The organism is Micromonospora sp. CNZ295 (genome assembly GCF_004217535.1).
In genome coordinates this window covers 5,265,344-5,289,416 of sequence record NZ_SHKZ01000001.1, presented here as the reverse complement: position 1 = coordinate 5,289,416, position 24,073 = coordinate 5,265,344, and the positions used below count along the sequence as shown (strand labels likewise).

At 67.8% G+C, this 24,073-nt stretch carries 29 protein-coding genes; 5 read left to right on the top strand and 24 right to left on the bottom strand.

The window, feature by feature from the left end; genetic code table 11:
* Nucleotides 1-6 precede the first annotated feature (6 nt).
* From EV376_RS30565 to EV376_RS24670, 11 genes are all read right to left on the bottom strand, one after another.
* Nucleotides 7-345, bottom strand: a complete 339-nt coding sequence (locus EV376_RS30565; RefSeq protein WP_207228397.1) for a hypothetical protein — start codon at nt 343-345, stop codon at nt 7-9.
* Nucleotides 346-979: 634 nt separating this feature from the next.
* On the bottom strand, nt 980-1,972 hold the full coding sequence (locus EV376_RS24715) for an amidohydrolase family protein (protein ID WP_207228395.1): 993 nt from the start codon (nt 1,970-1,972) through the stop codon (nt 980-982).
* Nucleotides 1,969-2,847 carry a fumarylacetoacetate hydrolase family protein gene (locus EV376_RS24710; protein WP_130327024.1) on the bottom strand — a complete coding sequence of 293 codons (879 nt, stop codon included), beginning with the start codon at nt 2,845-2,847 and terminating at the stop codon, nt 1,969-1,971. The genes EV376_RS24715 and EV376_RS24710 overlap by 4 nt, the downstream gene beginning before the upstream one ends.
* Nucleotides 2,844-3,251, bottom strand: coding sequence for a RidA family protein (locus tag EV376_RS24705; RefSeq protein ID WP_130327022.1), 408 nt, complete (start codon nt 3,249-3,251; stop codon nt 2,844-2,846). The genes EV376_RS24710 and EV376_RS24705 overlap by 4 nt, the downstream gene beginning before the upstream one ends.
* A gap of 19 nt (nt 3,252-3,270) precedes the next feature.
* The gene (locus EV376_RS24700; protein WP_130327020.1) at nt 3,271-3,753 is read right to left on the bottom strand and encodes a cupin domain-containing protein; all 483 of its coding nucleotides are present in this window, start codon (nt 3,751-3,753) and stop codon (nt 3,271-3,273) included.
* Entirely contained in the window at nt 3,753-4,862 is a 1,110-nt protein-coding gene (locus EV376_RS24695) for an Ldh family oxidoreductase (protein WP_207228393.1), read from the bottom strand. Before EV376_RS24695 ends, EV376_RS24700 begins: the two co-directional genes overlap by 1 nt.
* Nucleotides 4,859-5,512 carry a GntR family transcriptional regulator gene (locus EV376_RS24690; RefSeq protein ID WP_207228391.1) on the bottom strand — a complete coding sequence of 218 codons (654 nt, stop codon included), beginning with the start codon at nt 5,510-5,512 and terminating at the stop codon, nt 4,859-4,861. Before EV376_RS24690 ends, EV376_RS24695 begins: the two co-directional genes overlap by 4 nt.
* Nucleotides 5,513-5,640: 128 nt before the next feature.
* Entirely contained in the window at nt 5,641-6,414 is a 774-nt protein-coding gene (locus EV376_RS24685; RefSeq protein ID WP_130327018.1) for an ABC transporter permease, read from the bottom strand.
* Nucleotides 6,411-7,250, bottom strand: a complete 840-nt coding sequence (locus tag EV376_RS24680; RefSeq protein ID WP_130327016.1) for an ABC transporter ATP-binding protein — start codon at nt 7,248-7,250, stop codon at nt 6,411-6,413. Before EV376_RS24680 ends, EV376_RS24685 begins: the two co-directional genes overlap by 4 nt.
* Nucleotides 7,247-7,954 carry an ABC transporter permease gene (locus EV376_RS24675; protein ID WP_130327015.1) on the bottom strand — a complete coding sequence of 236 codons (708 nt, stop codon included), beginning with the start codon at nt 7,952-7,954 and terminating at the stop codon, nt 7,247-7,249. The genes EV376_RS24680 and EV376_RS24675 overlap by 4 nt, the downstream gene beginning before the upstream one ends.
* Nucleotides 7,955-8,069: 115 nt before the next feature.
* Complete coding sequence (locus tag EV376_RS24670) at nt 8,070-9,059, bottom strand: ABC transporter substrate-binding protein (protein WP_165438101.1); 990 nt, start codon at nt 9,057-9,059, stop codon at nt 8,070-8,072.
* A gap of 278 nt (nt 9,060-9,337) precedes the next feature.
* On the opposite strand from EV376_RS24670, the gene EV376_RS24665 reads away from it, so the two are divergent.
* Nucleotides 9,338-10,726, top strand: coding sequence for an IS1380 family transposase (locus EV376_RS24665; RefSeq protein ID WP_130321560.1), 1,389 nt, complete (start codon nt 9,338-9,340; stop codon nt 10,724-10,726).
* A gap of 87 nt (nt 10,727-10,813) precedes the next feature.
* Here the strand turns inward: EV376_RS24665 and EV376_RS30340 are convergent, their stop codons facing one another.
* The 5 genes from EV376_RS30340 to msrA all read right to left on the bottom strand — a co-directional run bounded on the left by EV376_RS30340 (nt 10,814) and on the right by msrA (nt 15,330).
* On the bottom strand, nt 10,814-11,224 hold the full coding sequence (locus tag EV376_RS30340; protein WP_165437927.1) for a hypothetical protein: 411 nt from the start codon (nt 11,222-11,224) through the stop codon (nt 10,814-10,816).
* A 240-nt stretch (nt 11,225-11,464) separates the two neighbouring features.
* Entirely contained in the window at nt 11,465-12,166 is a 702-nt protein-coding gene (locus EV376_RS24650) for a DUF4396 domain-containing protein (protein WP_130327009.1), read from the bottom strand.
* Between the two features lie 200 nt (nt 12,167-12,366).
* Entirely contained in the window at nt 12,367-13,200 is an 834-nt protein-coding gene (locus tag EV376_RS24645) for an IS5 family transposase (protein ID WP_130327007.1), read from the bottom strand.
* 527 nt (nt 13,201-13,727) lie between these two features.
* Complete coding sequence (locus EV376_RS24640; protein ID WP_130327005.1) at nt 13,728-14,384, bottom strand: TetR/AcrR family transcriptional regulator; 657 nt, start codon at nt 14,382-14,384, stop codon at nt 13,728-13,730.
* Nucleotides 14,385-14,715: 331 nt separating this feature from the next.
* Complete coding sequence (gene msrA / locus EV376_RS24635) at nt 14,716-15,330, bottom strand: peptide-methionine (S)-S-oxide reductase (protein ID WP_486482790.1); 615 nt, start codon at nt 15,328-15,330, stop codon at nt 14,716-14,718.
* A gap of 612 nt (nt 15,331-15,942) precedes the next feature.
* Here msrA and EV376_RS24630 point away from each other — a divergent pair.
* Nucleotides 15,943-16,860, top strand: coding sequence for an NADP-dependent oxidoreductase (locus EV376_RS24630; RefSeq protein WP_130327003.1), 918 nt, complete (start codon nt 15,943-15,945; stop codon nt 16,858-16,860).
* A 664-nt stretch (nt 16,861-17,524) separates the two neighbouring features.
* Here the strand turns inward: EV376_RS24630 and EV376_RS24625 are convergent.
* The 5 genes from EV376_RS24625 to EV376_RS24605 form a co-directional block, all read right to left on the bottom strand.
* A complete protein-coding gene (locus EV376_RS24625; RefSeq protein ID WP_130327001.1) occupies nt 17,525-17,935 on the bottom strand; it encodes a GNAT family N-acetyltransferase in 411 nt (136 codons plus the stop codon).
* Between the two features lie 157 nt (nt 17,936-18,092).
* Nucleotides 18,093-18,386 carry a DUF6510 family protein gene (locus tag EV376_RS24620; protein ID WP_130326999.1) on the bottom strand — a complete coding sequence of 98 codons (294 nt, stop codon included), beginning with the start codon at nt 18,384-18,386 and terminating at the stop codon, nt 18,093-18,095.
* 2 nt (nt 18,387-18,388) lie between these two features.
* Nucleotides 18,389-19,129 (bottom strand): FAD-binding oxidoreductase, encoded by a 741-nt coding sequence (locus tag EV376_RS24615; protein ID WP_130326997.1) that lies wholly within the window; start codon nt 19,127-19,129, stop codon nt 18,389-18,391.
* Nucleotides 19,099-19,695: a sulfite oxidase-like oxidoreductase gene (locus EV376_RS24610; RefSeq protein ID WP_130326995.1), complete on the bottom strand. Its 597-nt coding sequence runs from the start codon at nt 19,693-19,695 to the stop codon at nt 19,099-19,101. The genes EV376_RS24615 and EV376_RS24610 overlap by 31 nt, the downstream gene beginning before the upstream one ends.
* Before the next feature lie 221 nt (nt 19,696-19,916).
* Complete coding sequence (locus tag EV376_RS24605; RefSeq protein WP_130326993.1) at nt 19,917-20,480, bottom strand: TetR/AcrR family transcriptional regulator; 564 nt, start codon at nt 20,478-20,480, stop codon at nt 19,917-19,919.
* 377 nt (nt 20,481-20,857) lie between these two features.
* On the opposite strand from EV376_RS24605, the gene EV376_RS24600 reads away from it, so the two are divergent.
* On the top strand, nt 20,858-21,376 hold the full coding sequence (locus EV376_RS24600; RefSeq protein WP_207228389.1) for a DUF2269 domain-containing protein: 519 nt from the start codon (nt 20,858-20,860) through the stop codon (nt 21,374-21,376).
* Between the two features lie 64 nt (nt 21,377-21,440).
* Here the strand turns inward: EV376_RS24600 and EV376_RS24595 are convergent, their stop codons facing one another.
* The 3 genes from EV376_RS24595 to EV376_RS24585 form a co-directional block, all read right to left on the bottom strand.
* Nucleotides 21,441-21,761: a hypothetical protein gene (locus EV376_RS24595; RefSeq protein ID WP_130326982.1), complete on the bottom strand. Its 321-nt coding sequence runs from the start codon at nt 21,759-21,761 to the stop codon at nt 21,441-21,443.
* Nucleotides 21,762-21,954: 193 nt separating this feature from the next.
* Nucleotides 21,955-22,233 (bottom strand): antibiotic biosynthesis monooxygenase family protein, encoded by a 279-nt coding sequence (locus EV376_RS24590; RefSeq protein WP_130326980.1) that lies wholly within the window; start codon nt 22,231-22,233, stop codon nt 21,955-21,957.
* Nucleotides 22,234-22,265: 32 nt separating this feature from the next.
* The gene (locus tag EV376_RS24585) at nt 22,266-23,066 is read right to left on the bottom strand and encodes an NAD(P)/FAD-dependent oxidoreductase (protein WP_130326978.1); all 801 of its coding nucleotides are present in this window, start codon (nt 23,064-23,066) and stop codon (nt 22,266-22,268) included.
* A 69-nt stretch (nt 23,067-23,135) separates the two neighbouring features.
* Here EV376_RS24585 and EV376_RS24580 point away from each other — a divergent pair, with 69 nt between their 5' ends.
* Nucleotides 23,136-23,732, top strand: a complete 597-nt coding sequence (locus EV376_RS24580) for an XRE family transcriptional regulator (protein WP_130326976.1) — start codon at nt 23,136-23,138, stop codon at nt 23,730-23,732.
* Between the two features lie 22 nt (nt 23,733-23,754).
* Nucleotides 23,755-24,060, top strand: coding sequence for a GNAT family N-acetyltransferase (locus EV376_RS31070; protein ID WP_486482927.1), 306 nt, complete (start codon nt 23,755-23,757; stop codon nt 24,058-24,060).
* Nucleotides 24,061-24,073: the final 13 nt, after the last annotated feature.

Here is a 24,073-nt window from a genome sequence, read left to right as displayed (position 1 = left end):
GCGATGTCACCGGCCCGTGACGGGTGAGGCGGCCAGGTCGGCGAGGACCCTCTCGATCTTCTGCCGGGCCGCCGGCTCGTCGATCCCGTTGTCCGCCCTGATCGCCAGAGTGAGCGTGTCTCCCTGCTGCTCGGGGAAGTGCTTCTCGATGAGCGCCTGCGCCTTCGCGGAAGGTGAGTCACCACGGGCGTACGAGTTGTCCGAAGGGGCACCGTATGTGAAGCCGACGAACGCCAGCGCGATGACGCTGACGATCCAGGTCAGGAGTACCAGCCGACGACGCCGGTAACAGAACCGCGCCAGTCCCGCCAAAGTTCCGTCCGTACGTGAAGTCTCGGTAGGCACCATCTTCTCCTCAAGCCAGTAAGCGCTCCGCTCGATGCTCGTGTGCCGGCCGTCCTGTGTCGACGTACAGATGAAGTAGCCTTGCGGATCCCGCTACCACGGATGGAGTACTCCGTCCGCAGTACAGGTTCTCGGTGTGTGCCCATCACTAATCCGGCCCGTCAGCGCGATTGACGCGGGCCGAACGCCCCCGGCACGGACTCGTAGGAGGCCCTTGTACCTGATCTCCGGAGCGCACTCAGCCTCGTGGCTGGCGTCGGTCTGCTGCGCATTCCGGACTGGCTCTCCCGCCTGAATCCCAACAGCGCGCGGCAAGGTCAAATTTGCCGGCACCGTTTGGCACCCGGCGCGGCGCCTGCCGTCGAGGTTGGAAAACAAGATGAGTGCGCGTATCCGGTCGTCGCTGCCCCAACTGCCGGCTCTGGCCTTGCTGACCGCCAGGCACCTATCTGGGCAGAGCTGTTGGGATGCCCACCCGGCGAGTCTGCGGTCGCCGCACCAGCCCTGACCGTTGCGGCGCCTACCAGACGCGCTCGTCGCGCCGGTTACAGCTCGCCGTTGATGACGACCACTGGTCCTTGTCGGTGGCCCACAGTCCGCCTCGATCCGCTCGGTGGTTCTGCCGGGCTGCTGGTCAGCGGCCGGGCGGAGACCCGAGGCGGGTACCGAGGGCTGCCGCGGCGTTGACCGTGGCTGCCTGCCGGGCCAGCCGGGCATCGCGTCCGCCGAGGAAGGCTGCTGGGTCGTCGATCCCCATCGGGTATGGCCAGTCGCTGCCGAGTAGTAGTCGATCCGGACCGAACACCTCGGCCGCGAGGGCCGTCAGCGCGGGCTGGTGGCTTAGGCAGTCGGTCCACATCCGCCGTACCGCCTGGGCGGGTGGGAGTGAGAGAGGAAGCAGTCCCGGTCGGTCGGTTGCCACCCCGCGCTCCCAGCGGCCGACCATGGCCGGGACGGCGCCGCCGCAATGCACCAGTACCAGGCGCAGTCCGGGGTACCGGGCCACTACGTCACCGAAGACCAGTTGTGCCACGGCGACGGCCGTCTCCACCGGGTTGCCGACCAGGTTGCTGAGGTAGAACTGGTCCAGCCGGGGATCCGGGGACGCGGAGGGGTGCAGCAGTACGGCACGTTCGTCGGCGTGCAGGGCCTGGAACAAGGGCTCGAAGGCCGGCTCGGCCAGTGAGGGGATCCGCCCGCCGGCGCCGACCGTCACGCCCCACCACCGGTCGTCGGTGCGGATCCGCCGGTACTCGGCAAGCGCCGCCGACGGCTCGTGCAACGGCAGGAACGCCAGCGGCCACAGCCGGGGCTGGTCGGCGACCCGGGCCAGCAGTCCGTCGTTGACCGCCACCGCCCACCGCGCGTTCTGGGCGGGGGTGAGGTGTTGGCCGTGGTACGGCGGCGGCACGCTCACCACCGCGGCGTCCAGGCCGGCCGCGTCCAGGTGGTCCAGCAGGGCCTGCGGCCGGTGCAGGGCAGGCGGCCCGGTGGGGTGGCCGGCCACCAGGTGCCGCCCGTCGGCTGTGATGGTCACAAGGTCATCGATGTTGCTGTGGTTCAGGATCGGGGCGAGGTGGGTGTGCACGTCGACCGAGGGCAGGGCGGAGTCGGGGCCCGGGTTCATCGGGCAACCACCCGGTTGCGCAGGGTGCCGAGGGCGTCGACGTCGGTGGTGACCGTGTCCCCTGGGGTGAGGAAGATCTGCGGGACCCGGGCGTTGCCGATGCCCGCAGGGGTGCCGGTCAGCAGCACATCCCCCGGGCGCAGGGTCATCCCCCAGCTCAGTTCGGCGATCAGCTGCGCGATGGGGAAAGCCATCTGGGCGGTGCTGGCGTCCTGCATCACCTCGCCGTTGAGCTCGCACCGGATACGCATACGCGACGGGTCGTCGATGTCGTCGGCCGTGGTGACCCACGGGCCCAGGGGCATGGTGTCGTCGATGCTCTTGCCCTTGAGCCACTGGCCCCCGTGGGCGCGCTGCAGGTCCCGTTGGGAGATGTCGTTGGCCACCAGGTAGCCGAAGACGTGGTCCAGGGCCCGCTCCGCCGGGATGGAGCGACCCTGCTCGCCGATCACCAGGGCCACCTCGGCTTCGTAGTCCCACTTGCTGGAGACCTGCGCGTCGTACCGGATGTCGTCGTACGGGCCGATGACCGTGTCCGGGCCCTTGGTGAAGAAGGTGGGGTGGCGGGGTCGCTCGGTGGGATCCTGCCCCTCCCGGCGTCCCTGCGACTCCTCGTAGTGGCTCCAGTAGTTCCAGCCGGTGCACAGGATGTCCCGGTTGAAGCGGGTCAGCGGGGCGCCGAGCAGGTGCGGGTCGAGTCGGCGCAGCGGAGCCCCCGCCTCGGCGGCTCGGGCGGCGGCCAGCGCGTGCCGGCCGCCGCGGACGAGGTCGTCGACCGTACCCAGTTCCGGCGGGAGGACCGCCGCCTCCTTTTCCTCGGGCCGGACGGAGACCGTGCGCCACTCGCCGTCCAGCCACATTCGTCCCAGTCTCATACTGTTTCCTCGGCCGGAACGACGGCGATGGCGTTGATTTCGATCAGGTACTCCGGGCGTACGAACCGGGACACCTCGACCATGGTCGAGGCTGGCGGTGGACCGGTGAAGTACTGTCGCCGGACCGCGTGGATGGCGTCGAACTGGGTGATGTCGAGCACGTACACGTCGACACGGGCGATGTCGTCGAGGGTGCCGCCGGCGGCGCGCACGGCGGCGTCGAGGTTGCGGCAGACCTGGTGTGTCTGTTCGGTGATGTCGCCGATGCCGGCGATGGTCCCGTCGGCGGCGCGCGCGGTCATTCCGGAGATGAAGACGAGCCGTCCGGGACGGACGATGGTGGCCTGGGCGAAGTGGCCGTTCGGCGGTGCCAGTTCCGGTGAGACGAGCAGTTCCTTGGGCATGACGGTCCTTCCTCTGCACTCAGCGGGCGTCGTCGGTGCTGGTGTACCAGTCGGGTTGCATCGGATAGTGCGGTCCGTCGTAGACCTCCAGCAGCACGGATTCCTCCTCGGCTCGGGTTGGTCCATGCACGCTGCCCTTGGGATTCCAGTAGAAGGACCCGGCTACCAGCGTGATCCCGGTGGGCTGGTAGGTGTAGCGGCCGGAGAGGCAGTACATGAACTGGTTCGAGGCGTGAGCATGCGCGGAGGGGATGCCGGAGCCGGCCTGGAAGCGGACCAAGGCAATCGAGGCGCCGGTCTCGTCGTCGCGCCAGAGCATCTTGTGCGAGAGCCCGGCCAGGGTCTTATCCACCCATTCCAGGTCAGCGACGTTGACCATGATCTCCCGGAACCGGCGCAGGGAGGAATCCGCACCGGCCGGCTCGGCGGACCGGTCCGGCAGTTCGCCCGAGTAGGCGGCCGGGGCGGAGAGATTGTCGACGATCGGATCTTCTGTAGGCATCAGTCAACTCCTTCGGGCTGCGCCACGGGGGTTGGCGGTGGGACGGGCACGCCCAGTTCCTCCGCGAGGGTGGTCAGGGTGTTCACCAGGGACTGCTCCAGGGCGACGCCCCGGTGCGCCGACTCGCGCAGCCGCTCGTCGGAGCGCTGGCCGGGCAGGCGGACCCGCTCGACGCCGGGAGCGTACGGCGGGGCGGTGACCTCCCGTTCCAGGTTGGCCAGGCCGGTGGTGAACGCCGCTGGATCACCGAAGGCGGCCGGGTCCAGGGCCAGGAAGAAATGGGCACAGTCGTTGGGTACGGCGGTGTCGGCATACAAGCCGCGGACCCGCTGGCCGTATCCTCCGCCGGACAGCACCCCGGTGAGCGCGTCGATCACGAGCGCTAATCCGAAGCCCTTGTGTCCGGCGGCGGGTAGCAGCATCCCGCCCAGGGCCTCGGTGGGATCGGTGGTGTCCCGGCCCGCCGCGTCGGTGGCCCAGCCGGTAGGGATCGGCGTCTTGCTGCTTTCCGCGAGTCGGATCCGACCCAGGGCCACCTCGGAGAGGGCCATGTCCAGCACCACCGGCTCCGCGCCCGGAGCGCTGGCCGGTAGGCCCACCGCCAGCGGGTTGTTGCCGACCACCGGGTGTCCACCGCCCGGTGCTGGCATCAGGGGCCGGGTGTTGGACATGGCGACCCCGACCAGCCCGGCCCGAGCGGCAGCCCGGACGTAGCGGCCGGCCGCCCCGAAGTGAAAAGCATGTCGGACGCTCACCACTCCGACGCCATGTGCCCGCGCCTTGTCCATGGCCAGTTCCATGGCCTGGTCGGCGGTGAGGACGCCAAGGGCGTGTCCGGCGTCGAGGACGGCGACGGCGCCGATGTCGACCAGCAGCTCTGCCCGAGTAGCGGTGCTCACAGACCCCTGCGACAGCCGGTCGAGGTACATCGGGACCAGCATGGTGCCGTGCGAGGGCACCCCCCGGCAGTCGGCGTCGACCAGAGACTCGGCGACCGTGCGCGCGGCCGTCCTCGGTAGCCCGGCGGCGGCGAATATGTCACTGACCAGGGCGGTGAGCCAGGCCGGATCGAGCTGGCTCTGGCCAGGCAGGGTCGTCTCGGCGGTCACGGCTGCTCCGCCGCGTGGCGCAGCCGGGCCGGCATCGACTCACGGATCCGCCGCATGGCGGTCTCCAGGTGCCGGGTCAGTGCGGCTACCGCAGCGTCTGGGTCGTTCGCCACGCAGGCGTCCAGGATGGCCTGGTGTTCGGCCCGGATGCGGGCCAGCCTTTCCGGCGTCGGCCGGGTGGCGAATCGGTACCGCTCGCTGTTTTCCCAGACCGGCTCGATTGCCCGAAGCAGCCAGCGGGATCCACCGGCCCGGTAGAGGGCGAAGTGGAACTCGGTGTGCGCCTGTCGGGCCGGGAGGGGGTCGTCCGCTCCCGCCAGCTTGGCGTGGTCGAGTAGGGCCTGCCGGGCGGTCTCGGCGTCGTGGGCGGTGAACCGTTCGGCTGCCGTGCGGATGGCCAGCGCCTCCAATGCCAGCCTGGTCTGGTGGGTGTCGGCCAGATCGTCCAAAGAGACGTCCCGTACCCAGGCGCCCCTGTGCGGGATGATCTCCACCAGCCCCAGCGCTTCGAGGCGGCGCAGTGCCTCCCGGACTGGCATGGCGCTCATGTCCAGCGTCGCAGTCAGGTCTGCTAGCCGGAGGTGGGTACCAGCGGGCAGTTCGCCAGACATGATCATCCGGTGCAGCTCGGCTGCGGCTGTCTCCGCCATCGTGCGCTGGCGCGTACCGCCCGTCGGCGACAAGCGAAACCCTCGTTCCATGTCGGCTGTTCTCCCGTCCTGATGCCGATTCGTGTGCGCCAGCCTGGCTTCTGCGTACCCGGTTCCCGGTATCCGGGTCATGTCCCTTGCGGACGGTGACGGAACAGTATCCGGCCCACCAGACCCACCAGCCCGACGCAGACCAGGGCCAGAACCACGATGAAGAGGATCACTGCATAGAGCTTGTCCATGCTGAACACCGTGCCGTACCGCTTGACCAAGCCGCCGAGGCCCACGATGGCGATGAGCACCTCGCCGTTGATGAGGCCCTTGACGCCTCGGGCGACGCCCAGCCGCAGCCCTTCCAACAGGTATGGTGACGCCTCCACCAACCGGATCTCGCGCAGTTGGGCGGTGCGGGAGGCGCCGAAGGACCGGGCCATCTCCAGCAGGGCGGGATCGGTGCGCCGGATTCCGGTGGCGGTGTTGACGATGATCACCCAGATGGAGAAGGCGACGACGGTGGCGATGCGTGTGGTGCTTCCGATGCCGAACAACAGTAGAAACAGCGGTACGAAGGCGATGATCGGCGCTGCGAGGCCGGCCTTGACGTAGATGTCCAGAGCGGCGTCGACCGCGGGGGAGAGCCCCATCGCGACCCCGACTGTGGTACCGACGACGATGGAGATGGCCAGGCCGATGCCGAGCGAGCGAAGGCTGTCGGCCAGCGGGTCGATGAGCTCCCCACTGGTCAGCATGGTGCCGACCTGGCGTAGGACCGCGCTGAGTGGTGGCAGGGTGATCAGATCAGCGGTGCGGCCGACGGCTTCCCAGACAAGGGCGACCAGCACCAGGGACACCAGGAAGGGGGCGGGTTGGGCGAGGGCGCGTTGCACCGTCCGGCCGGTCACGCGTTCGCCCCGACGGTCCGGCCGCTGGGTTCGGCGTCCTCCGCATCCCCAGTGACGATCATGCCGCGGAGCTGCTCCCAGATCTGGCCGGTCAGCTCGACGAACCGCGGGTCCTGCCGGGTCCGCTCGGTACGCGGCCGCGGCAAGTCGATGTCGATCACCTCATGCACGGTTCCTGGCCGTGGACTCATGATGACCACCCGGTCGGAGAGGAAGACCGCCTCATCCATCGCGTGAGTCACGAACAACACGGACATCGCCGTCTCGTCCCAGATCCGCAGCAGGTCGGTCTGCAACAGCAGCCGGGTCTGGGCATCGATCGCCGAGAACGGCTCGTCCATCAGTAGCACCGACGGGTTCACCGCCAGGGCCCGGGCCAACCCGACACGTTGCTGCATACCACCGGACAGCTGCCGGGGGTAGTGGTCGTCGAAGCCGCGCAACCCGACCCGGGTCAGCAGGTCGCGGGCGATGCGGGTTCGCTCGGCCCGTCCGAATCCGCGCTGCTTGAGCCCGAAGGCGACGTTGTCCACCACGGTCAGCCAGGGCAGCAGCGCGAAGCTCTGAAACACCACTGCGCGCTCCGGGCCGGGGCCGTGCACCGGGGCGCCGAGTACGTCGATCTGGCCCTGGTCGAAGGGGATCAAGCCGTCGACCATCTTCAACAGGGTGGTCTTGCCGCACCCGCTGGGGCCGATGATGCTGACAAACTCACCGGACCGTACGGTCAGGTTCACGTCCTGCAGTGCCGTGACCCCCCGGCGGCGCTCGTCCACGTACGTCTTTCCCACACCCCGCACGCTGATCGCGGCCGCGGTGGCCGTGCGCTCCGTCATGTCGTGCCTCCCCTCCATCGACTGAGTCGTCGCTCGCACCATGCGGCCAGCGACAGCAGCAGCACTCCCTCGGCCACGACGACCAGCGTCAAGGCCATCACCGAGGCCACCTGAAAACGTCCCTGGAACTCCGCAATCAGGCTGCCCACCCCTGCTCCGACCAAGGCCAACTCGGCCACCACCATGCCGATCAAAGCCTGGCCCAGACCGACCCGGATCCCTGCCATCAACCCCGGCACCGCCGCCGGCAGGATCACCTCGCGGACGGCGGCCAGCCGTCCGGCGCCGAAACTACGGGCCATCTCCAGCAGCACCGGGTCGGTGGAGCGCACACCTACGGCACAGTTGACCGCCACGTACGCCACGCTGAACAGGAACACCACCGCGACCCGGGCCGACAGGGTCAGCCCGAGGGCGGCCTGGATGACCGGAATGAAGGCGATCACCGGGACCGCTATCAGCAGGCTTAGGTACGGTCGTACCGTCCGGTTGACCAGGTCGAGCCGCCCCATCAGCAGCCCCAGTGGCAGGGCGACCGCGACCGCAAGCCCGAAGCCGAGCAGCAGCGCCTGGTTGGTCGCCCAGAGCGCCTGGTAGAAAGCGGGATCGCCGACCAATTCCGCCAGGGCGGAGAGGGTCCGGGACACGCTGGGCAGACCCACCCCGCCGGCGGTGCCGGCCGCTTGCCAGGCGGCCAGCAGCACGGTGAGCGTGAGAGCACGCAGCCCGGCTCGGCCCCAGGTCCGATCGGCCAACCGGACTCCGCCGGTGCGCGCCGCCTGCAACGCTCGACGCTCCGGCACGACCTGGGTACTCACGTCACTTCCGGTCGGCGAGGACGGCGTCGAGGATGCTCCGGTCGCTCACATCGGCCGGCGTCTTGATCGTCTGGTAGGGCTTGCCGTCGGCGTTGAAGAAGTCGATGGTCGCTTGCACCGCCGCGGGCTGGAGGCCGCCGTCCTCGGGCCACACCTTTGCCTTGAGGAACGCATCGACGATTGCCGGTAGTGCCGCGCTGTCGATCTCGGGGAGCAGCTCGCGGCCCTTCTCCACCAGCAGGTTCGGGTTCTGGTAGGCATCCCGGTAAACGTCGAGGTGGGTCGCCACCCAGGCGGTGGCGAGGTCCTTGTTCGCGCTGAGGAACTCAGGCCGGGCGGCGAACGCGGCTCGCATGATCGGGAAGCTCTGGGTCAGGTCGGCGACGATGGTGAACTCGCCTGGGCGTTCTCGGGACAGGAGCGTCCAGTCCTGAAGATCGATTGGGCTCGCGTCCATCTGTCCCTGCAACATCGCGGCAAGCCGGTTCTCTGACCCCTCGACGACGGTGTACTTGGGCTTGGCGCTCGGGCACTCCCGCTGCACCCACTGGATGGCTAGCTGACCCACGAAGGAGCTCTCAGATTGGATGCCAACGTTGCGTCCGTCCAGCGATGCGCAGGTACTGAACTTCGCCTGGGCTGCCATCACGAACTCGTTGGAGTTGCCGCCGAGGAAGAACCGCAGCGGCACCCCCTCGTCGACCGCGTCCATCACCTGCGCGATGGCGGTGATGTCCACCTGCCGCTGGGCCGCAGCCTGCAACTGATTGGCGTTGCCGCCGAGCTCCACCGCCTCAACGGTGAAGCCCTGATCCTTCAGCCGATCGATCGCGATCGCGGTCGGCAGGTAGCCGACAGACCAGCCACTGAAACCGAACTTGGCGCTCTTGCCGTCGGCCTGGCCGGCCGTGTCGTCGGAGCCGCATGCGGTGAGTGCCACGGCGAGGGTCGTGATCAGACAGGTTAGTAGGGTGCCACGTCGCAGGTTCATTGGAAGTCCCTCCCTCTGGCCGTGATCTGATATCAAATATCTGATCCAGCCAACGCCATCCCACAACATGGGACGAGGGTGTGGGCATTCCGGTCGATAGTCACGAATGCACCTGCCGCCACCGAACGGCTCATCCCGACGGTCATCACGGCGCCTCAGCCTCGATCCACCGATCAATGCTGGGATGACGGGACCCCGGAGATAGAAAGTGCCCTCTGAACTGGAAGGATAGGAGTTGCGACGCTTCTATTCCGCCGGTCCGAGAGGGCACCTCGCAGGTGAGATTACGCCATGATGCGCCGGTGGTGCGCGCGACGTTCGATGATCCGAATCTGGTGTCTTGTGCCGGTCTGGTCCCGGTGATGCGCCTGGCTCAGCAGGCCGGTCTGCACGACGCGGTCGCCGACCGGGTGCGGCTGCCGACGGACAAGGGCGCGAACCCGGCGGGCAAGGTCGCCACGGTCGTGGCGGGCATGCTGGCCGGCGCGGACAGCATCGACGACCTGGGCATCGCCCGGCACGGTGGCATGCGGTCGCTGTTCACCGGCGTGTACGCGCCCTCGACGCTGGGCTCGTTCCTGCGCACGTTCACCCACGGGCACGTGCGGCAGTTGCAGGGCGCCGCCCGCGACACCCTGATCGGCCTGGCCGGGCGCACACCGTTGCTGGCCGGCGCCGACGTGCTGACCTTTGTGGATATCGACTCGATGCTGCGGCGCGTCTACGGCAAGCAGAAGCAGGGCACCGGGTTCGGCCATGCCAAGGTCGGCGGCTACAACGTCTGGCTACGCGGTTACAACCCGCTGATCACAACGCTGTCCACTCCGCTGTCCGCGCCGGTGATCGCCGCCACCCGGCTGCGCAGCGGTAACGCCGGCTCCGCGCGCGGTGCCGCGAGCATGCTCGCCGAAGCGATCACCACCGCCCGATCGTGCGGCGCCACCGGGGAGATCGTGGTCCGGGCCGACTCGGCGTTCTACGCCAAGACCGTGATTTCCACGTGCCGCCGCCGGAAGGTGCGGTTCTCGGTCACCTGCCGGATCGATGCGAAGATCCGTGCCGCGTGCGCGAGCATCAACGAGGACCAGTGGATCGACATCCGGTATCCGCAAGCCGTCTGGGACGACGACGCCCAGCGGTGGATCTCCGACGCGCAGATCGCCGAAACCGTCTACACCGCGTTCGTCGGCACCCGGCACGCTGTGACCGCCCGGCTGATCGTGCGCAGGGTTCGCCGCGACAACCCGGCACAGATCCCCGGCCAGGAAGAACTGCTGCCCGCCTACCGGTATCACGCGGTGTTCACCGACAGCCCGTTCACCCTGGTGCAGGCCGAAGCCCAGCACCGCCAACATGCTGTCATCGAGCAAGTCAACGCGGATCTGATCGCCGGGCCCCTGGCGCACCTGCCGTCCGGCCGGTTCGCCGCGAACGACGCCTGGCTGACCTGCGCCGCCATCAGTCACAACCTCAACCGCGCCGCCGGACACCTCGCCGCCGGCCGCTACGCCACCGCTCGGACCGCCACCATCCGCACCCGGATCATCAATGTCACCGCCCGCCTCGCGCACCGGGCCCGCGCCATCCACCTGCACCTACCCGAGCACTGGCCCTGGCAGGCAGGATTCGACAACCTGTTCACCGCCGTCCACCCAGCGCCCGGCTGACCACGCCATAACGACTGAAACCAGGCGGCCCGACCACAGGCCACAACCCCGGTCCCACCCCGAACAAACACGCCCGGAGCAAGCCGATCACGTGATCAGCGGCTTCCCCATACCCGCCGAATCACCCAATACCGAGATGATCAACCGATGTTCGGTGGAAACCGCGTCGGTGGATCGAGGCTCAGTGATGCGCGAGGAGTACGGGCGACTGCCGCCTCTGTCGACGGGAATCTCGCTACACCCCGAAGGCGGCGCCTCCACCGGCCGCTGCGTCGACACGTGCTGCTCCACCATCAACTTCTTCACGAGCGCGTCCAACGCTGGCGGCGTTGATGAGGGCGGGAATCCGCGGACCGCTACCAGCGCCTCGGCGGGATGCGGACGAATCGGCTCAGCTCTTGGCGAGTGCTTCGCGGCGGTCCACTGGAGCAAGGTGCGGTTGTCGACGGTGGTGATGACGCTGACGGTGGTGTGGACGTAGTGGTCGTCGTCCAGCACAGCCAGCATGCTCGCGACCAGGTCCACACGGAAGGTGAACCTGCCGTCGGCGTGGCCCTCCACCAGGGGTGCAGTCGGTGGGCGACGGCAGGTGGTAGAGCCCGCTCGGGCGCACGATCGTCCAGTCCAGATCGCAGGCTACGGGGTTTTGATTCCCGACGACGGCCGGCGTCGGAAGCCTTCGGACCACCACGCGGACGCCGGCGTCCCCTCCGCCTCGGGGCATCGGCGCATCACCACCTACCGCGGCGTGCCCAGCAATTCCGTCTTTACTCCGCGGCGGATCAGCAACAAGGTTGGCGGCCAAGCGGCGAAGAAGCCGAGGATCAGCCCGACCTGAATAATGAGCCAGAATACCGGACTGCCAGGCCGCAGGGTCTCGTGGAAAAAGTGAAGATGCATTAGCGCCAGCCAACCTACTAGGGCGAGCTCGAAGACGGACACGGTCAGCAGGTCGGCCCTGAAAAACTTCCGCATTGCGGCCCACGCTCGTCGGCCACCCGTGTGAGTTTCGGTGGAGTAGCGGAATGCAACGCCTATGGCCACTGCGCCGACAAAATCGCCGACGAATTCAGGCCATAGTGTGCTGCCAGATATTTCGAGACCGACGCCGTAGGTGATAGGTGTAGCAATGAGGACACCCAGAGTGCAGTGCGTTGCACAATGATAAGTTTGAATTATCGTCGGAGCATGTCGCGAGCTCTTGGGCGGCTTGCCGTGTCGGTCCAGCCACCGGGAAGTCTGGGTTCTACCCCATCTTCGGTAGGTCAGGACGGCTGCTGGGCCAAGGTACAGGGCGGTTGCCGGCCAGACTATCTCCATGATCTTGGAGGCCTGACGATATCCAAGAACAAATTGGTCGACAACGACAACGACGGTGCTGGTCAACACCACGATCAGTGCTGCCCACGACAGCATCACCAGCCACGTCGGTTGCACCATGATCTCCGTTCGCTCTGGGCGTTCGATGCGATGTCGCTGGTGGCGGCGTGATGAACTCCGTCACTAGGTGGGCAGGGCGACCCAAGATGCCGTCTCAAACATCAGAGCACACCGGGCGGCGGGGCCCCGGCAAAGTCGTCAGGTGATGCCGAGTAGTGCCAGCGGGCGGGCGCTGTCAGAGCGTGTTTGAGATGGGTTGATCAGGGCCAGGTGAAGGTGCGGCGGGCTTGACGGCGTGCCGGTTGGCCGCGGGTGATGCGGCGGGTGATGCCGGCGATGGCGGCCCAGCGGATGAGGGCTTCGGAGACGGCGGGGTGGCGTTCGTAGTCGCGGGTCAGCCGGCGGCAGGCGGTGAGCCAGGCCAGGGTGCGTTCCACGACCCAGCGGCGTGGGTGGACAGCGAAGCCGCGCTGGTCGGCGGGTTTGCGGACGATCTCCAGCGTGGTGCGCAGGGTCTCGCGGGTCCAATCGACGAGTCGTCCGGCGAAGCCCTGGTCGGCGAAGACGTGCCGGATCGGGGCGGCCATGTAGGTGCTGAGCAGGGCAGTTTTGGCGCCGTCGCGGTCCTGCCAGCTCGCGGCCAGGACGGTCACGGTGACCAGCAGGCCCAGGGTGTCGGTGATGATGAACCGCTTCCGTCCGTTGATCTTCTTGCCCGCGTCGTAGCCCCGGCTGCTCCGGCCGACGGTGTCGGCACCCTTAACGCTTTGGGAGTCGATGATCCCCGCCGAGGGCTCCGGCTGCCGGCCTTGCTGCACCCGGGCCTTGATCCGGAGCGTGGCCAGGAGTTTCTCTGTCACGCCGGCTTCTTCCCACCGGGTGAAGTACCAGTACACCGTCTGCCAGGGCGGCAGGTCAGCGGGCAGGTACCGCCACGGGCACCCCGACCGCACGACGTACAGGATCGCGTTGACGATCTCGCGCCGCGGGTGCTTCTCCCTGCGGCCGTCCGTGTTCGGCTCCGGCAACAGCGGCTCAATCAGAGCCCACTGGGCATCAGTCAGGTCGGAGGGGTAGCCACGACGCGCAGACACCGCGCCACCCTGCCCGGCCAACCAGCGGATGTCATGCCGCCACGCCGTCCACAACAGACCTTCTCAAACACGCACTCAGTGGCGTGATGCCGGTCGGCGGCAGCGATGATGGTGACGCCGGTGGTGCGTAGGGCGCCGACGCCGTTGCGGGAGGGCGGCCATGACCTCGGGGCCGGGGAGCCGGCGTGGGGAGTCGATGCCGGTGGAGATCGTCAGGATCGTCAGGGTGCGGATTTCTTGGCGGCTGTCTCCGCGGTTTGTCTTAGTGCGGTGTCCGCGAACGTTCGCCGTCCTTTAGAAGATCCTCCGCCGCCGCGATCGATGCTGCTGGCGGTGATTGAGAGGCATTCGGCGAGGTGGTCAGGGTTCGGTTGGACAGCCGGATCGTGGCGGGTTGCGACAGCACGGCGAGCCTGCAGGTCGGGGGCATCCGATCAACTGCTGCAGTGCTGGAGCGCCTTGCTCTCATCGATCTCCGGGCTGCTCGCACCCGACCTGAGCAGCCTGATCACGACTAAAGGGCCCAATTATCGGGTCGGCTCACCGGACGGCTCCACGAGGAACGATTTGATGTGTTCCAGCGCCATGTCCAGAGCAACTTCCATGGGTGCGACGTTGTGCGCGGCGTTCGCCAGCAGGTAGCCGCCTTGCAAGGCGGCCATCAACCCCGTGGCCAACTTCTCCGGGTCGGCGTCCTGGCGCAGTGCACCGCTGTCCCGCATCCGGCGCAGGCCATCACTGATCAGCTTCTCCCATGTCGCAAACGTCTCCGACAGAGACGATCGAGCCTGCTCATCTTGATCGGACAGCTCGAGAGCCATCGACCCTAGGCCGCACCCGTACTTGCCGTTGTTCAGCGAGTTGGCTTGGACCAGCGCGTCACGCCACCGGACCAGCCCTGAGAACGATCTCAGTCGTTCGAGCCCTGCACGCTCACGCTGAAGCACAAGCGCGCCTCGATATTTGACCAACGCGCGCACGAGCTCCTGCTTGTCGGCGAAGTGGTGGTAGAGCTGAGACTTGCTCGTCTGGCTTGCTCTGCGGACGTCGTCAAGGGTCGTCGCATTCACTCCGCGGACGAACATCAGCCGGTTTGCTGCCTCGAGGATCCGCTCTCGCGTCGCGATGCCCCGCTTACTGATCCTCCGTTGATTCGTCGGCGCAGCCACCTGCTCGTCGCTCATCTGTCAAGTGTATCCAGCGCACCAGATGTCCCTAGAGTGAATGGGACCATATAGTCCACCCAGTGTCATGGTCACATTCGCGACCGTAAGGACAAGGCACGCGCCGTCGGCACAATGAACGGGTGCCACCATCGCTGGATCATCGATAGGGCGAGCCTCGACTGGACTATCTGGTCCTACCTGTAACGAGTTGCTGTTCAGGCGTTGCTCGGCCACCCGTCATGAGCGATCCCTCGAAGAGAGCCCCGCCCATCCGGCCGACGTCTCGTGCGGGCCGACCACCTCGGCCTCGGGCCGGCGCGCGGACCCCGGGGTCCGCGCGCCGGGGGTGTCAGGCAGTCGGGCGCTTCGGAAGCTTCCACCCAGGGCGGGGGAAGTGGCAGGTGTAGCCATTGGGGTAGGTCTGCAGGTAGTTCTGGTGTTCGGGCTCGGCCTCCCAGAAGACGCCTGCCGCGGTGACCTCGGTGACGACCTTGCCGGGCCACAGGCCCGAGGCGTCGACGTCCGCGATCGTGTCCTCGGCGACCCGCTTCTGCTCGTCGCCCGTGTAAAAGATCGCCGAGCGGTAGCTGGTGCCGATGTCGTTGCCCTGGCGGTTCTTCGTCGAGGGGTCGTGGATCTGGAAGAAGAACTCGAGCAGCGCGCGGAAGTCGGTCTTCTCGGTGTCGTAAACGACCTCGATGGACTCCGCGTGGGTGCCGTGGTTGCGGTAGGTGGCGTTCGGGACGTCGCCGCCGCTGTAGCCGACGCGCGTCGACACGACGCCGGGTTGGCGGCGGAACAACTCCTCCATGCCCCAGAAGCAGCCGCCGGCGAGGATCGCCGTTTCGGTGGTCATGTCGTCTCCTAGCTTGTCGTTGTTGCCGGAGTTGGTGTCTCCCGTGAACAGGGTGCGGTGTTCGCCGTGCCCTGCGTTCTCCAGGTCGTCGAGGTGGAAGAACCGCAACGACGCGAAGTTGATGCAGTAGCGCAGTCCGCCCTCGTCCGGGAGCCGTCGTCGAAGACGTGGCCGAGGTGGCTGTCCCCAGCGAGCGGGCCTCAGTCCGGATTTCCCGTGGCTGAGTCTTCGCGCTCGACGGCGTCGGCTTCGGCGATCTTTCGACGCGAAGCTGCGAAACCAGGTGAAGCGCCCCTGGACACGCAAGAAACAGGCGCCCTCCGGGCCGGTCGTGTTCTCGCAGCTCCACACCTCATGGACTACTAGGTCCATCACGAGTGTTTCGGAGGAGGTCAGCGGGGAGTCTGACTACCGAGTTTAACTGGCGTTTCTCGCGGCCACGATAGCACCCGCTTGATCCAGGATTGGACTTGACGGACCAGTTTCGCTGCGACTAGGTTCGGGGTCCCCCGACGGGGTGCCTTGGCTGCCGGACGAGCTGTCCGACTGTCCGCCGGTGCCGAGCCCGGCGCGTCTCGCGACTCCCGGGGACACTCTCGTGCCTCAACCGCCACCGATCAACCCGGTGAGGCGCCGAGGTTTGCCGTCGCAAATGCTAGGAAAACGGAAACTTGCTCCTCGTGACAGTGCAGACGAGGAATGGATACGAGGAGGTGCCGGATGAAGGCAATCGTGGTGACGGACGAGGCTGCGGGAACGGCCGGGATGACGCTGGTGGAACGGCCTGAGCCGGTACCGGCGCTCAACGACGTCGTCGTTCAGGTTCACGCGTCGGGATTCGTCCCGACTGAGACGGCGTGGCCCTCGACCTGGACCGATCGTCTCGGCCGTGACCGGACGCCGTCGATTCCCGGGCACGAGCTGGCCGGAGTGGTCAGCGCTCTCGGGTATGGCACGACGGGACTGTCGGTGGGGCAGCGGGTGTTCGGCCTCACGGACTGGACTCGCGACGGCACCCTGGCGGAGTATGTGGCCGTCGAGGCGCGCAACCTCGCGCCGCTGCCCGGCGACGTCGACTTCACGGTGGGCGCGAGCCTGCCGATCTCTGGCCTGACCGCCTGGCAGGGACTGTTCGAGCACGGCCGCCTTCAGACGGGGCAGAGCGTCCTCGTGCACGGTGCGGCCGGCGCAGTCGGTTCGATGGTGGCGCAGCTCGCACGTGAGTTCGGCGCCTACGTCATCGGCACCGGGCGTGCTGCCGACCGTCAGAAGGCGCTCGACTTCGGCGCGCAGGAGTTCGTCGACCTCGAGAACGACGTCCTCGAAGCCGTCGGTGGCGTCGATCTGGTTATCGATGTCATTGGCGGCGACATCGGGAAGCGGTCCGCAGGCCTGATTCGAGCCGGCGGAACCCTGGTGTCCGTCGTCGGGCCGCCCGAGGCGCGGCCTGCGGACGGCCTGGCGATCGATTTCGTCGTGACGTCCGATCGCGTCCAACTGGGTGAAATTGTCCGGCGGGTGCGGGACGGGCGACTGCGGACCAACATCGGCAACGTCGCGACCCTCGACGACGCCGTCGCCGCTCTCAACCCGACCGAGCGGATAACCGGGAAGACGATCATCCGCGCTCGCGCGTAAGGAATCGGGGTCGGCGAACAGTCCCGCGCTCCTTGTGGATTGGCGTCAACGGCGTGGCCAGGTCGGACAACTCGTACCGGAAGACGTCATCGGACTGGTCCAGGGTGGGCGCCCGGCGTAAACCAGCTCCGGCAGCCCGGAGGACATCACGAGCTTCCTGCCGTAGGACAAGTCGAGCTGGATGACCGGTGCCGACGTCATGATCGGCGGCAAACCGACCCTCGGGACGGAACACCGGGATCACGCCGGCGGGGCTGCGGACGAGCCCGTGCGCGTCCGAGCCCGCAGCCACCGGGGACCCCCGCACCTTCGGCGAGACCGTGGCTCGGCCGACCCCGAGCCCGCGGGCACGTACTCCGGCAGCATCCGCAGGTCGGTCACCTTGAGGAGTACGCTCCCACGGCATCGGCGGCTCGGTCCAATTCACCCTCCGGGCGACCAGTGCGGCCCGTTCGGCGCGGCCTCGACGACGCCCCTCGGCCGCCGCCCGTCCAGCAGAGAGTCGTCCTTACGCCCTGGCCGACGAGCGCTGCTCCGGCGTGACGTCGATGAGCTTGCCGAGTGCATCGCGACACTCGTCGCCTGCGCGTACTTAGCCTTCACGCGATGTCGGGGACGCCTGAACCTTCCGCAGCGCTCGGCGCGTGTTCAGACGACGACGCGTTCAGTGCCCTTGCCCGGCTGCGTGCGACCGAGGGAATGCCGGGTCTAGAACGTCGGCATATTCCGGATGAGCATTGACGAACGCAGTCGCGAACGGACACGTCACGGTAGCGGTCTTTCCTTGCCTGCGCAGTTCGTCGAGGACGCCGCTGATGAGCCTGGCGGCGACTCCCTTCCCCCGGAACTCGGGGAACACGGATGTCGCCAACAGGATGACGCGGCTTCCGACCTCGCTGTAGACGAGTCCAGCGGCTGTCCGGCCCCCAATCGCGGCCTCGTAGATGCCGCGCGCGCTGTTGTTGGTGATGACGAGGTCTTCCACGTCGGGCGCGGTGGTTCCCGACAGGTTCGAGCCACCCGAATCCTGCTCGGCACTGGTCAACGTGATCATGTCCTCGGCGTTGTTCGCCATGTTGTCTCCCTGAATTTCGCGTCTGACCAACGATCTGGGAGTGCCCAAGTCAGGTCGGATGAATTGGCAGGAGGATCCCGCCTCGGACTATCGGTTGATCGACGGTGGAGGCGTCGGCACTCATCCGGTCCGCCCCGATTAGCCGGATTCTCGGTGTTCAGGCGTTGGGCATCGGGAGGCTGACGACGAGCGATCCACGCAGGTCGACCAGGGCCCAGCCAGCCGTGCGCACCAGGCGCAGGACGACGTCCTCGCAGCCGGGACATCGGGCGACGAGGCCGGGCGCTCGGTCGAACACGCGCATCGCGGCCAGCGGACGGGCCATCCGGCAGCCGGCGCAGGTGAGCTCGGCAACGGTGAGGTCGTTCCCCATGATCTCGCCGAGTGGTCCGGCGAGGGCGTTGCCGTCCACCCAGGGTGCGTCGTCTGCTCCGATATTGGTGATCGACATGGTCATCCTCCGGTGGGTCCGAAGCGTTCGGTGCGGATGTTCGCGGGGTCGTGGCCGATGTCGACGAGAAGGTCGGCCACGGTCTCGACGAATCCGGTGGGCCCGCAGACGAACGCCACAGCGTCGGCATCGCGGGGCCAGGCGACGCGGGCCAGGGCGTCCGCGTCCAGTCGTCGGGGTGGGGCCGGCCAGCCGGGGGGCGCGACCCTGGTATAGACGTGAGTGACGGCGACGCGACCATCGCCTGCGGCCTCTACAGCTGCAAGATCCGACGTGAACAGCGCATCCGACGGGGATCGGGTCGAGTAGAGCAGCCTGGTGGGATTCGTCGCCGCACGCACCATCGACATCAGAGGCGCCACGCCGGACCCGCCGCCAATCAGCAACGCAGGGCGCGAATCGGCGGGTCGGCGTACGAACCAGCCGCCGAGCGGCCCACGGATCTCGAGCTGGTCACCCAGCTCGGCAACGTCGACGAGGTACGGCGAGACCTCACCGTCGGTCACCGCCTGGACAGTCACCTCGAGCCGGTCGGGCCCCGGGGCGGACGAGATCGAGTAGCTGCGGTACGCCGTGTAGCCGTCGGGAGCCGTCAACCGGACGTCGACGTGCTGGCCCGGCACGTGACCTGTCCAGCCGTCGACGTCGAGGACCAAGGTCCGCGCGGTCGCAGTCTCCGCCCGGGTGGTCGTGACGGTCGCCGGCTGCCAGGTCAGTCTGCCCGGTATCGCTGCTCGAGCCATGGGTCGCCGTAGTTGTGGTAGCCGGCCGTCTCCCAGAACCCAGGCTCGTCGTCGAGCCGCAGTTCCAGGGCGCGTAGCCATTTCGCGCTCTTCCAGAAGTACAGGTGAGGAACGAGGAGACGAGCTGGCCCGCCGTGCACCGGAGCCAGCGGCTCGCCGTCAAACTCGTACGCCACCCAGGCCTGGCCGTCGAGAAGGTCCTCGAGCGGGATGTTCGTGGTGTAGCCGCCGTAGGAGTGGGCGACGACGTACTCGGCCGCAGTCTCGACGTCGGCCAGCAACGTGTCTATGGATACGCCTCGCCAGCGCGTGCCGAACTTCGACCAGTGCGTGACGCAATGGATGTCAACGGTCGGCTCGTCGGCAGGAAGGGCGGTGAACTCCGCCCAAGACCACGTGCTCCGCTCGCCGGTCTCGGTGACGACGGCGAGCTCCCACTCGTCGAGCCCGATGCGCGGTGTCGGTCCCGCCGACAGCACCGGGAAGTCGTCCGTGCGGTACTGGCCGGGTGGGAGATCGGTGTCGTCGCGTCTGCGGCCGCCGAAACCGCGTGTGATCACTGCCATGCGCCCCTCCCCAGGTAGCGGCCGGGCGGCCGCGATCCCGCTGCCATCCGTGCTTCCACTCGGCCACTGGACGTCGATGTGGTACCCGCCCATGGCGTCATCGTCAGCAAGTGCCCCGGTGATGAGATTTTCCGCGGTGGGGATGTGGTCGCCGGCACTCCGGCGTAAGTTAACTGGACCATTGCGTCCAGAATACGCCGCGTTGCTGGTGGACGACAAAGCTAGGGTCGCAGCCCCGAGGTTGTGGTGGCGACAAGCCGTTCGACAGCGGCTTTGGTCGACAGTTCGGTGGCCGCATCCAGGGCATGCAGACAGTAGGCCGCCAGCTCGATAGGCGGGGCGTCGCCGCGGACCTGGCCTGCCGCGGCGGCTTCGGTCAGCAGGTCTGCGAGGAAGCCGCGCAGGTGCTGCCGCGCGTCGGCCAGATGAGGGCCATAGTGCAGGAGCGCCGAGAGCGGGTGGTCACGGTGCTCGTACTGGATCGCGGCATAGGCATGCAGAACGGCGTGCAGGCGCTGCCCGGGGCCACCGGCATCGAGGCCGACAGTGGCCAGCTGGTGAAGGTGGCGCCTGACCTGACGCTCGTGCCACGCCATCATGATCGCTTGGACGTCCGGGAAGTACTTGTACAGCGTCGCTCGGCCGATCCCCGCGGCCTGCGCGATCTGCGTCATCGTCACGGACGCCAGTCCATGCTGTGCCACCAGGCGCGCCGCCGCATCGAGGATGGCGGCGTGCACCGTCCGACGGTGCTCCTCGATCGTGTCGTTCCACAGCTTGGGCACCGCTCCAGCATACGAGGTGCTCACATCGCGTCATGTTGTCTTGGTGCGATACGGTGTGTCTTGCAAAATCTCGAGCGAGTCGGTGTTGGTGAGGCGCGAGGAGTTTCGATGACTGAACAGACGCCCAGCGGTGGCCACGAGCCGGAGTCCCACTCCCGCACCCCGTCGGATCGGGTGGCAGACGGTCAGGCCGCCACGAGGCCGGCGGCGACCAGTGGGGCGCCCCGCTGGTTCAAGGTGATGGCAGTCGTCGGTGCGGTGTTCCTATTGCTGGTGGTGGCGCTGCTACTCAGTGGTCACGGGCCGAGCCGCCACATGCACGGGAGTGTCGGTGCAGTCCAAGGCGTGCCAGCGGCCAGCGCGCGCGGGCGCTGACAGTGTTGAACCTGCGGATGCGTCTGCTTGGGCGCAAGGTCGGTCTGGTGGTGCACGTCGGGTGTTCGGTGGGCTGGCTGGGCGCCATCTTGACGTCTCTGGTCCTGGCCGTGGTGGGGTTCAGTACTCGTGACACCGAAACGGCCAGGGCTGCCTACATCCTTCTTGAGGTGGTCGGCTGGTACGCCCTTGTCCCCCTAGGCCTTGCCTCGCTGCTGACCGGGCTCGTCCAGGCACTGGGCACGAGGTGGGGGTTGTTCCGCTACTACTGGATCATCGCGAAGTCTGTGCTGAACCTTCTCGCGGTTGGTGTGCTGCTGCTGTACATGCAGACCCTGGCCTATCTGGCGGACCGTGCCCGCGCCTCCGCCCTTCCCGCAGACGTCGACCACATGAACAGCCTGTCTCCAGTTGTGCACGCCGCAGCGGCGGTGGCGCTCCTGCTCACGGCGCTGGTTCTCTCCGTGCTCAAGCCGAAAGGACTCACTCCGTACGGGCAGCGAAAATCGGCCATCGCGTGATCTTCGGTTGTCCTCACAACACCTGATGATCAAGCGATGGCCGCACCCGTTCACGGCACGCTGGTCAACGCCACGCGTCCCCGGGGCTCCTGGCGTAGCGCCTCCAGGCGTACCGCCACGGGACGACGGCGAGGATGACGACGACGAAGGAGCAGTTGAACAGGACCTCGCGGCTCGCGGCGGTCATGTCGTCGGAGACCAGGTGCGGGATGGCGACCGCGGCGATCCAGATCGCCTTCCAGGCCACCTCGATCAGCAGGACCGGCAGCATCCGGGCGGGGTATCTGAGGCCGAGGAGTGCCAGGAGCGACATGGCCGTCAGCAGACAGGTGACCACCCCTTCCATCACCGGTAGGGATCCGATGTCCTGGATGAAACCGGCCATTTGGCGATGGCCAGTCCCACCCCCATGAACGCGTAGCCAGAACGCATGACGTTCAGACGGCGCGTCGACAGTTGCTCCGGTGCCATGACGTCGCGGTCTGGCCCAGACGCCCTAGGTGGCCGCTGAGTCGCAGGCGGAATGGTCGCTCGACCCGGGTCGCCGTGAACGGCGGTCGGAGCCTTGTTCGGTGCGCTCACGATGAGCGTCCTTCCCTGGGGGACGTGACGCGGTGCAGGAGGTGGCCGCGAAGTCGGTGCAGCTGCGGCATCAGGCCGTACATGACGATCGGCACCGCGATCGTGGCCAGCACGAAGGTGCGCAGGACCGGTGCCAACGCGCCGAGCCAGTCACCGAGCGCCAGATTCAACACGGTGAGGGTCGGGAAGACGGCCAGCCAGATCATCACGGCCAGCTCGTGCCTGGTCGGCGGCCGTGTCGCGGCGGGCCGGGCGCTCGGGGTGGAGGCGGTCATGGTGATTCCTTCCAGGGCACGTTTGCGGTGGTTCATGGGAGGCGGGCCGGGGTGAAGTCGCGGACGGCGTCGCGTACGTCGTGCTCGACGAGGTCGGCGTTGAGCGCGATGGCGGCAGCGGAGCCGGCGCCGGCGGCGGTGATGACCTGGGCGCGTGGGTCGACGACGTTGCCGGCGGCCCAGACCCCGGGGACGGTGGTGCGTCCGGTGCCGTCGGTGGTGATCCAGCCGTCGGCGTCGGTGTCACATCCGAGGCCGATGAGGAGGTGGTTGTTCGGGACGAAGCGGGGTGGCACGAACAACGCGTCGCGGGGCACCACACAGTCGTCGTCCATCTGCACGCCGCGAAGCTTGTCGTCGTCGACGATCAGCTGTTTGATGGCGCCCTCGATGACGCCGAGTCGGCGGTCTCGGACCTCGTGGCCGTGACAGTAGGGGCAGTGGAGGACGTCGCGGGCCCATCGGTCGCGGAGCCCGGGGATGTCCGGCAGCTCGTCGCGCAGGCCGGTCGTGACCAGCAGCCGCAGTGCCGAGATCCGTTGCCCACCGGCGAGCAGAACCTCGAATCCGGCACCGCCACCCGGCACGAGGTCGGTGACGGTGCCGGCGACGATGTCGCCGCCGTAGCTCTCCACCTCGTTGCGGCCGAAGGCCAGCAGCTCGCCGGGTGGGAGGCCGTCGCGTGACAGGTAGCCGTGCATGTGGGCGGCCGGGGCGTTGCGCGGCGTGCCGGCGTCCACCACGAGGACCTTGCGGCGGGCCCGGGCGAGGACGAGTGCTGCGGACAGTCCGGCGGCGCCTCCGCCGATGACCGCCACGTCATACTGAGTCATGCCCACCAGCCTGGAGCCGCGTGGGTCGGGCGCCAACGAACGTTGCTGTTCCTGGGAAACGGGAGTGGGATGAGCCTCGTGGACGACACGTCTGCGGCGATCGTCGCCGCGCTCGACCAGGTGGGGCCCCGACTCAAGCGACTCCGCGCGCAGCGGCGGATGACCCTGACCGGCCTGGCGAAGACCACCGGAGTCTCGAAGAGCACGCTGTCGCGGCTGGAGACCGGGCAACGGCGGCCCACCCTGGAACTGCTCCTTGCGCTGTCGCAGGCCTACCGGGTGCCGCTGGACGACCTCGTCGGCGCGCCCGAAGTGGGCGACCCGCGCATCAGGCTCAAACCTGGCCGTGTCAAAGGCAGGACCGTCATCCCGCTGACCCGGCAGCCCGATGGCATGCAGGCCTGGAAGATAGTTATCCCGACCAGCATGGTCGATCCGGAGCCGCGGGCGCACGACGGCCACGAATGGATCTACGTTCTATCCGGCCATGTGCGTCTCGTTCTCGGCGACAACGACTGGGTGCTCGGGGCCGGCGAGGTCGCCGAATTCGACACCCAGGTGCCGCATTGGTTCGGCAGCACAGGTGACGAGCCCGGGGAGATCCTCAGCATCTTTGCACGGCCCGGCGAACGAATGAACGTCCGAACGACAGGCCGGCAGGCGTAGGGGCGCGGGTGGCAGTCCTGCGCTGGCGGTACGCCCGGATTGGCGCAAGAGCGGCATCGGCGTGATGCTGGTCGACCGTGTCGTCGAGCTGGTCCGGAACGCCGGTGCCGTGTGGGCCGAGGCGCAGACGTCGACCGGGCGACCCTGGGGGCGACCGGATTCTACGAGCGGTTGGGTTGGGAGGCCGGATGTGAGTGGCGCGCGCCCGAGGGTGACCGCGTGCGCACGCATCGGCGCGACCTGCGGGTCCGCGGAGGATGACGTGGGGTTCAAACTCTCGGGCATAAAGAAAGGGCGCCCGAGCCAGTGCGCGACCGCCCCCTCGTGAAACAGCTGAGATA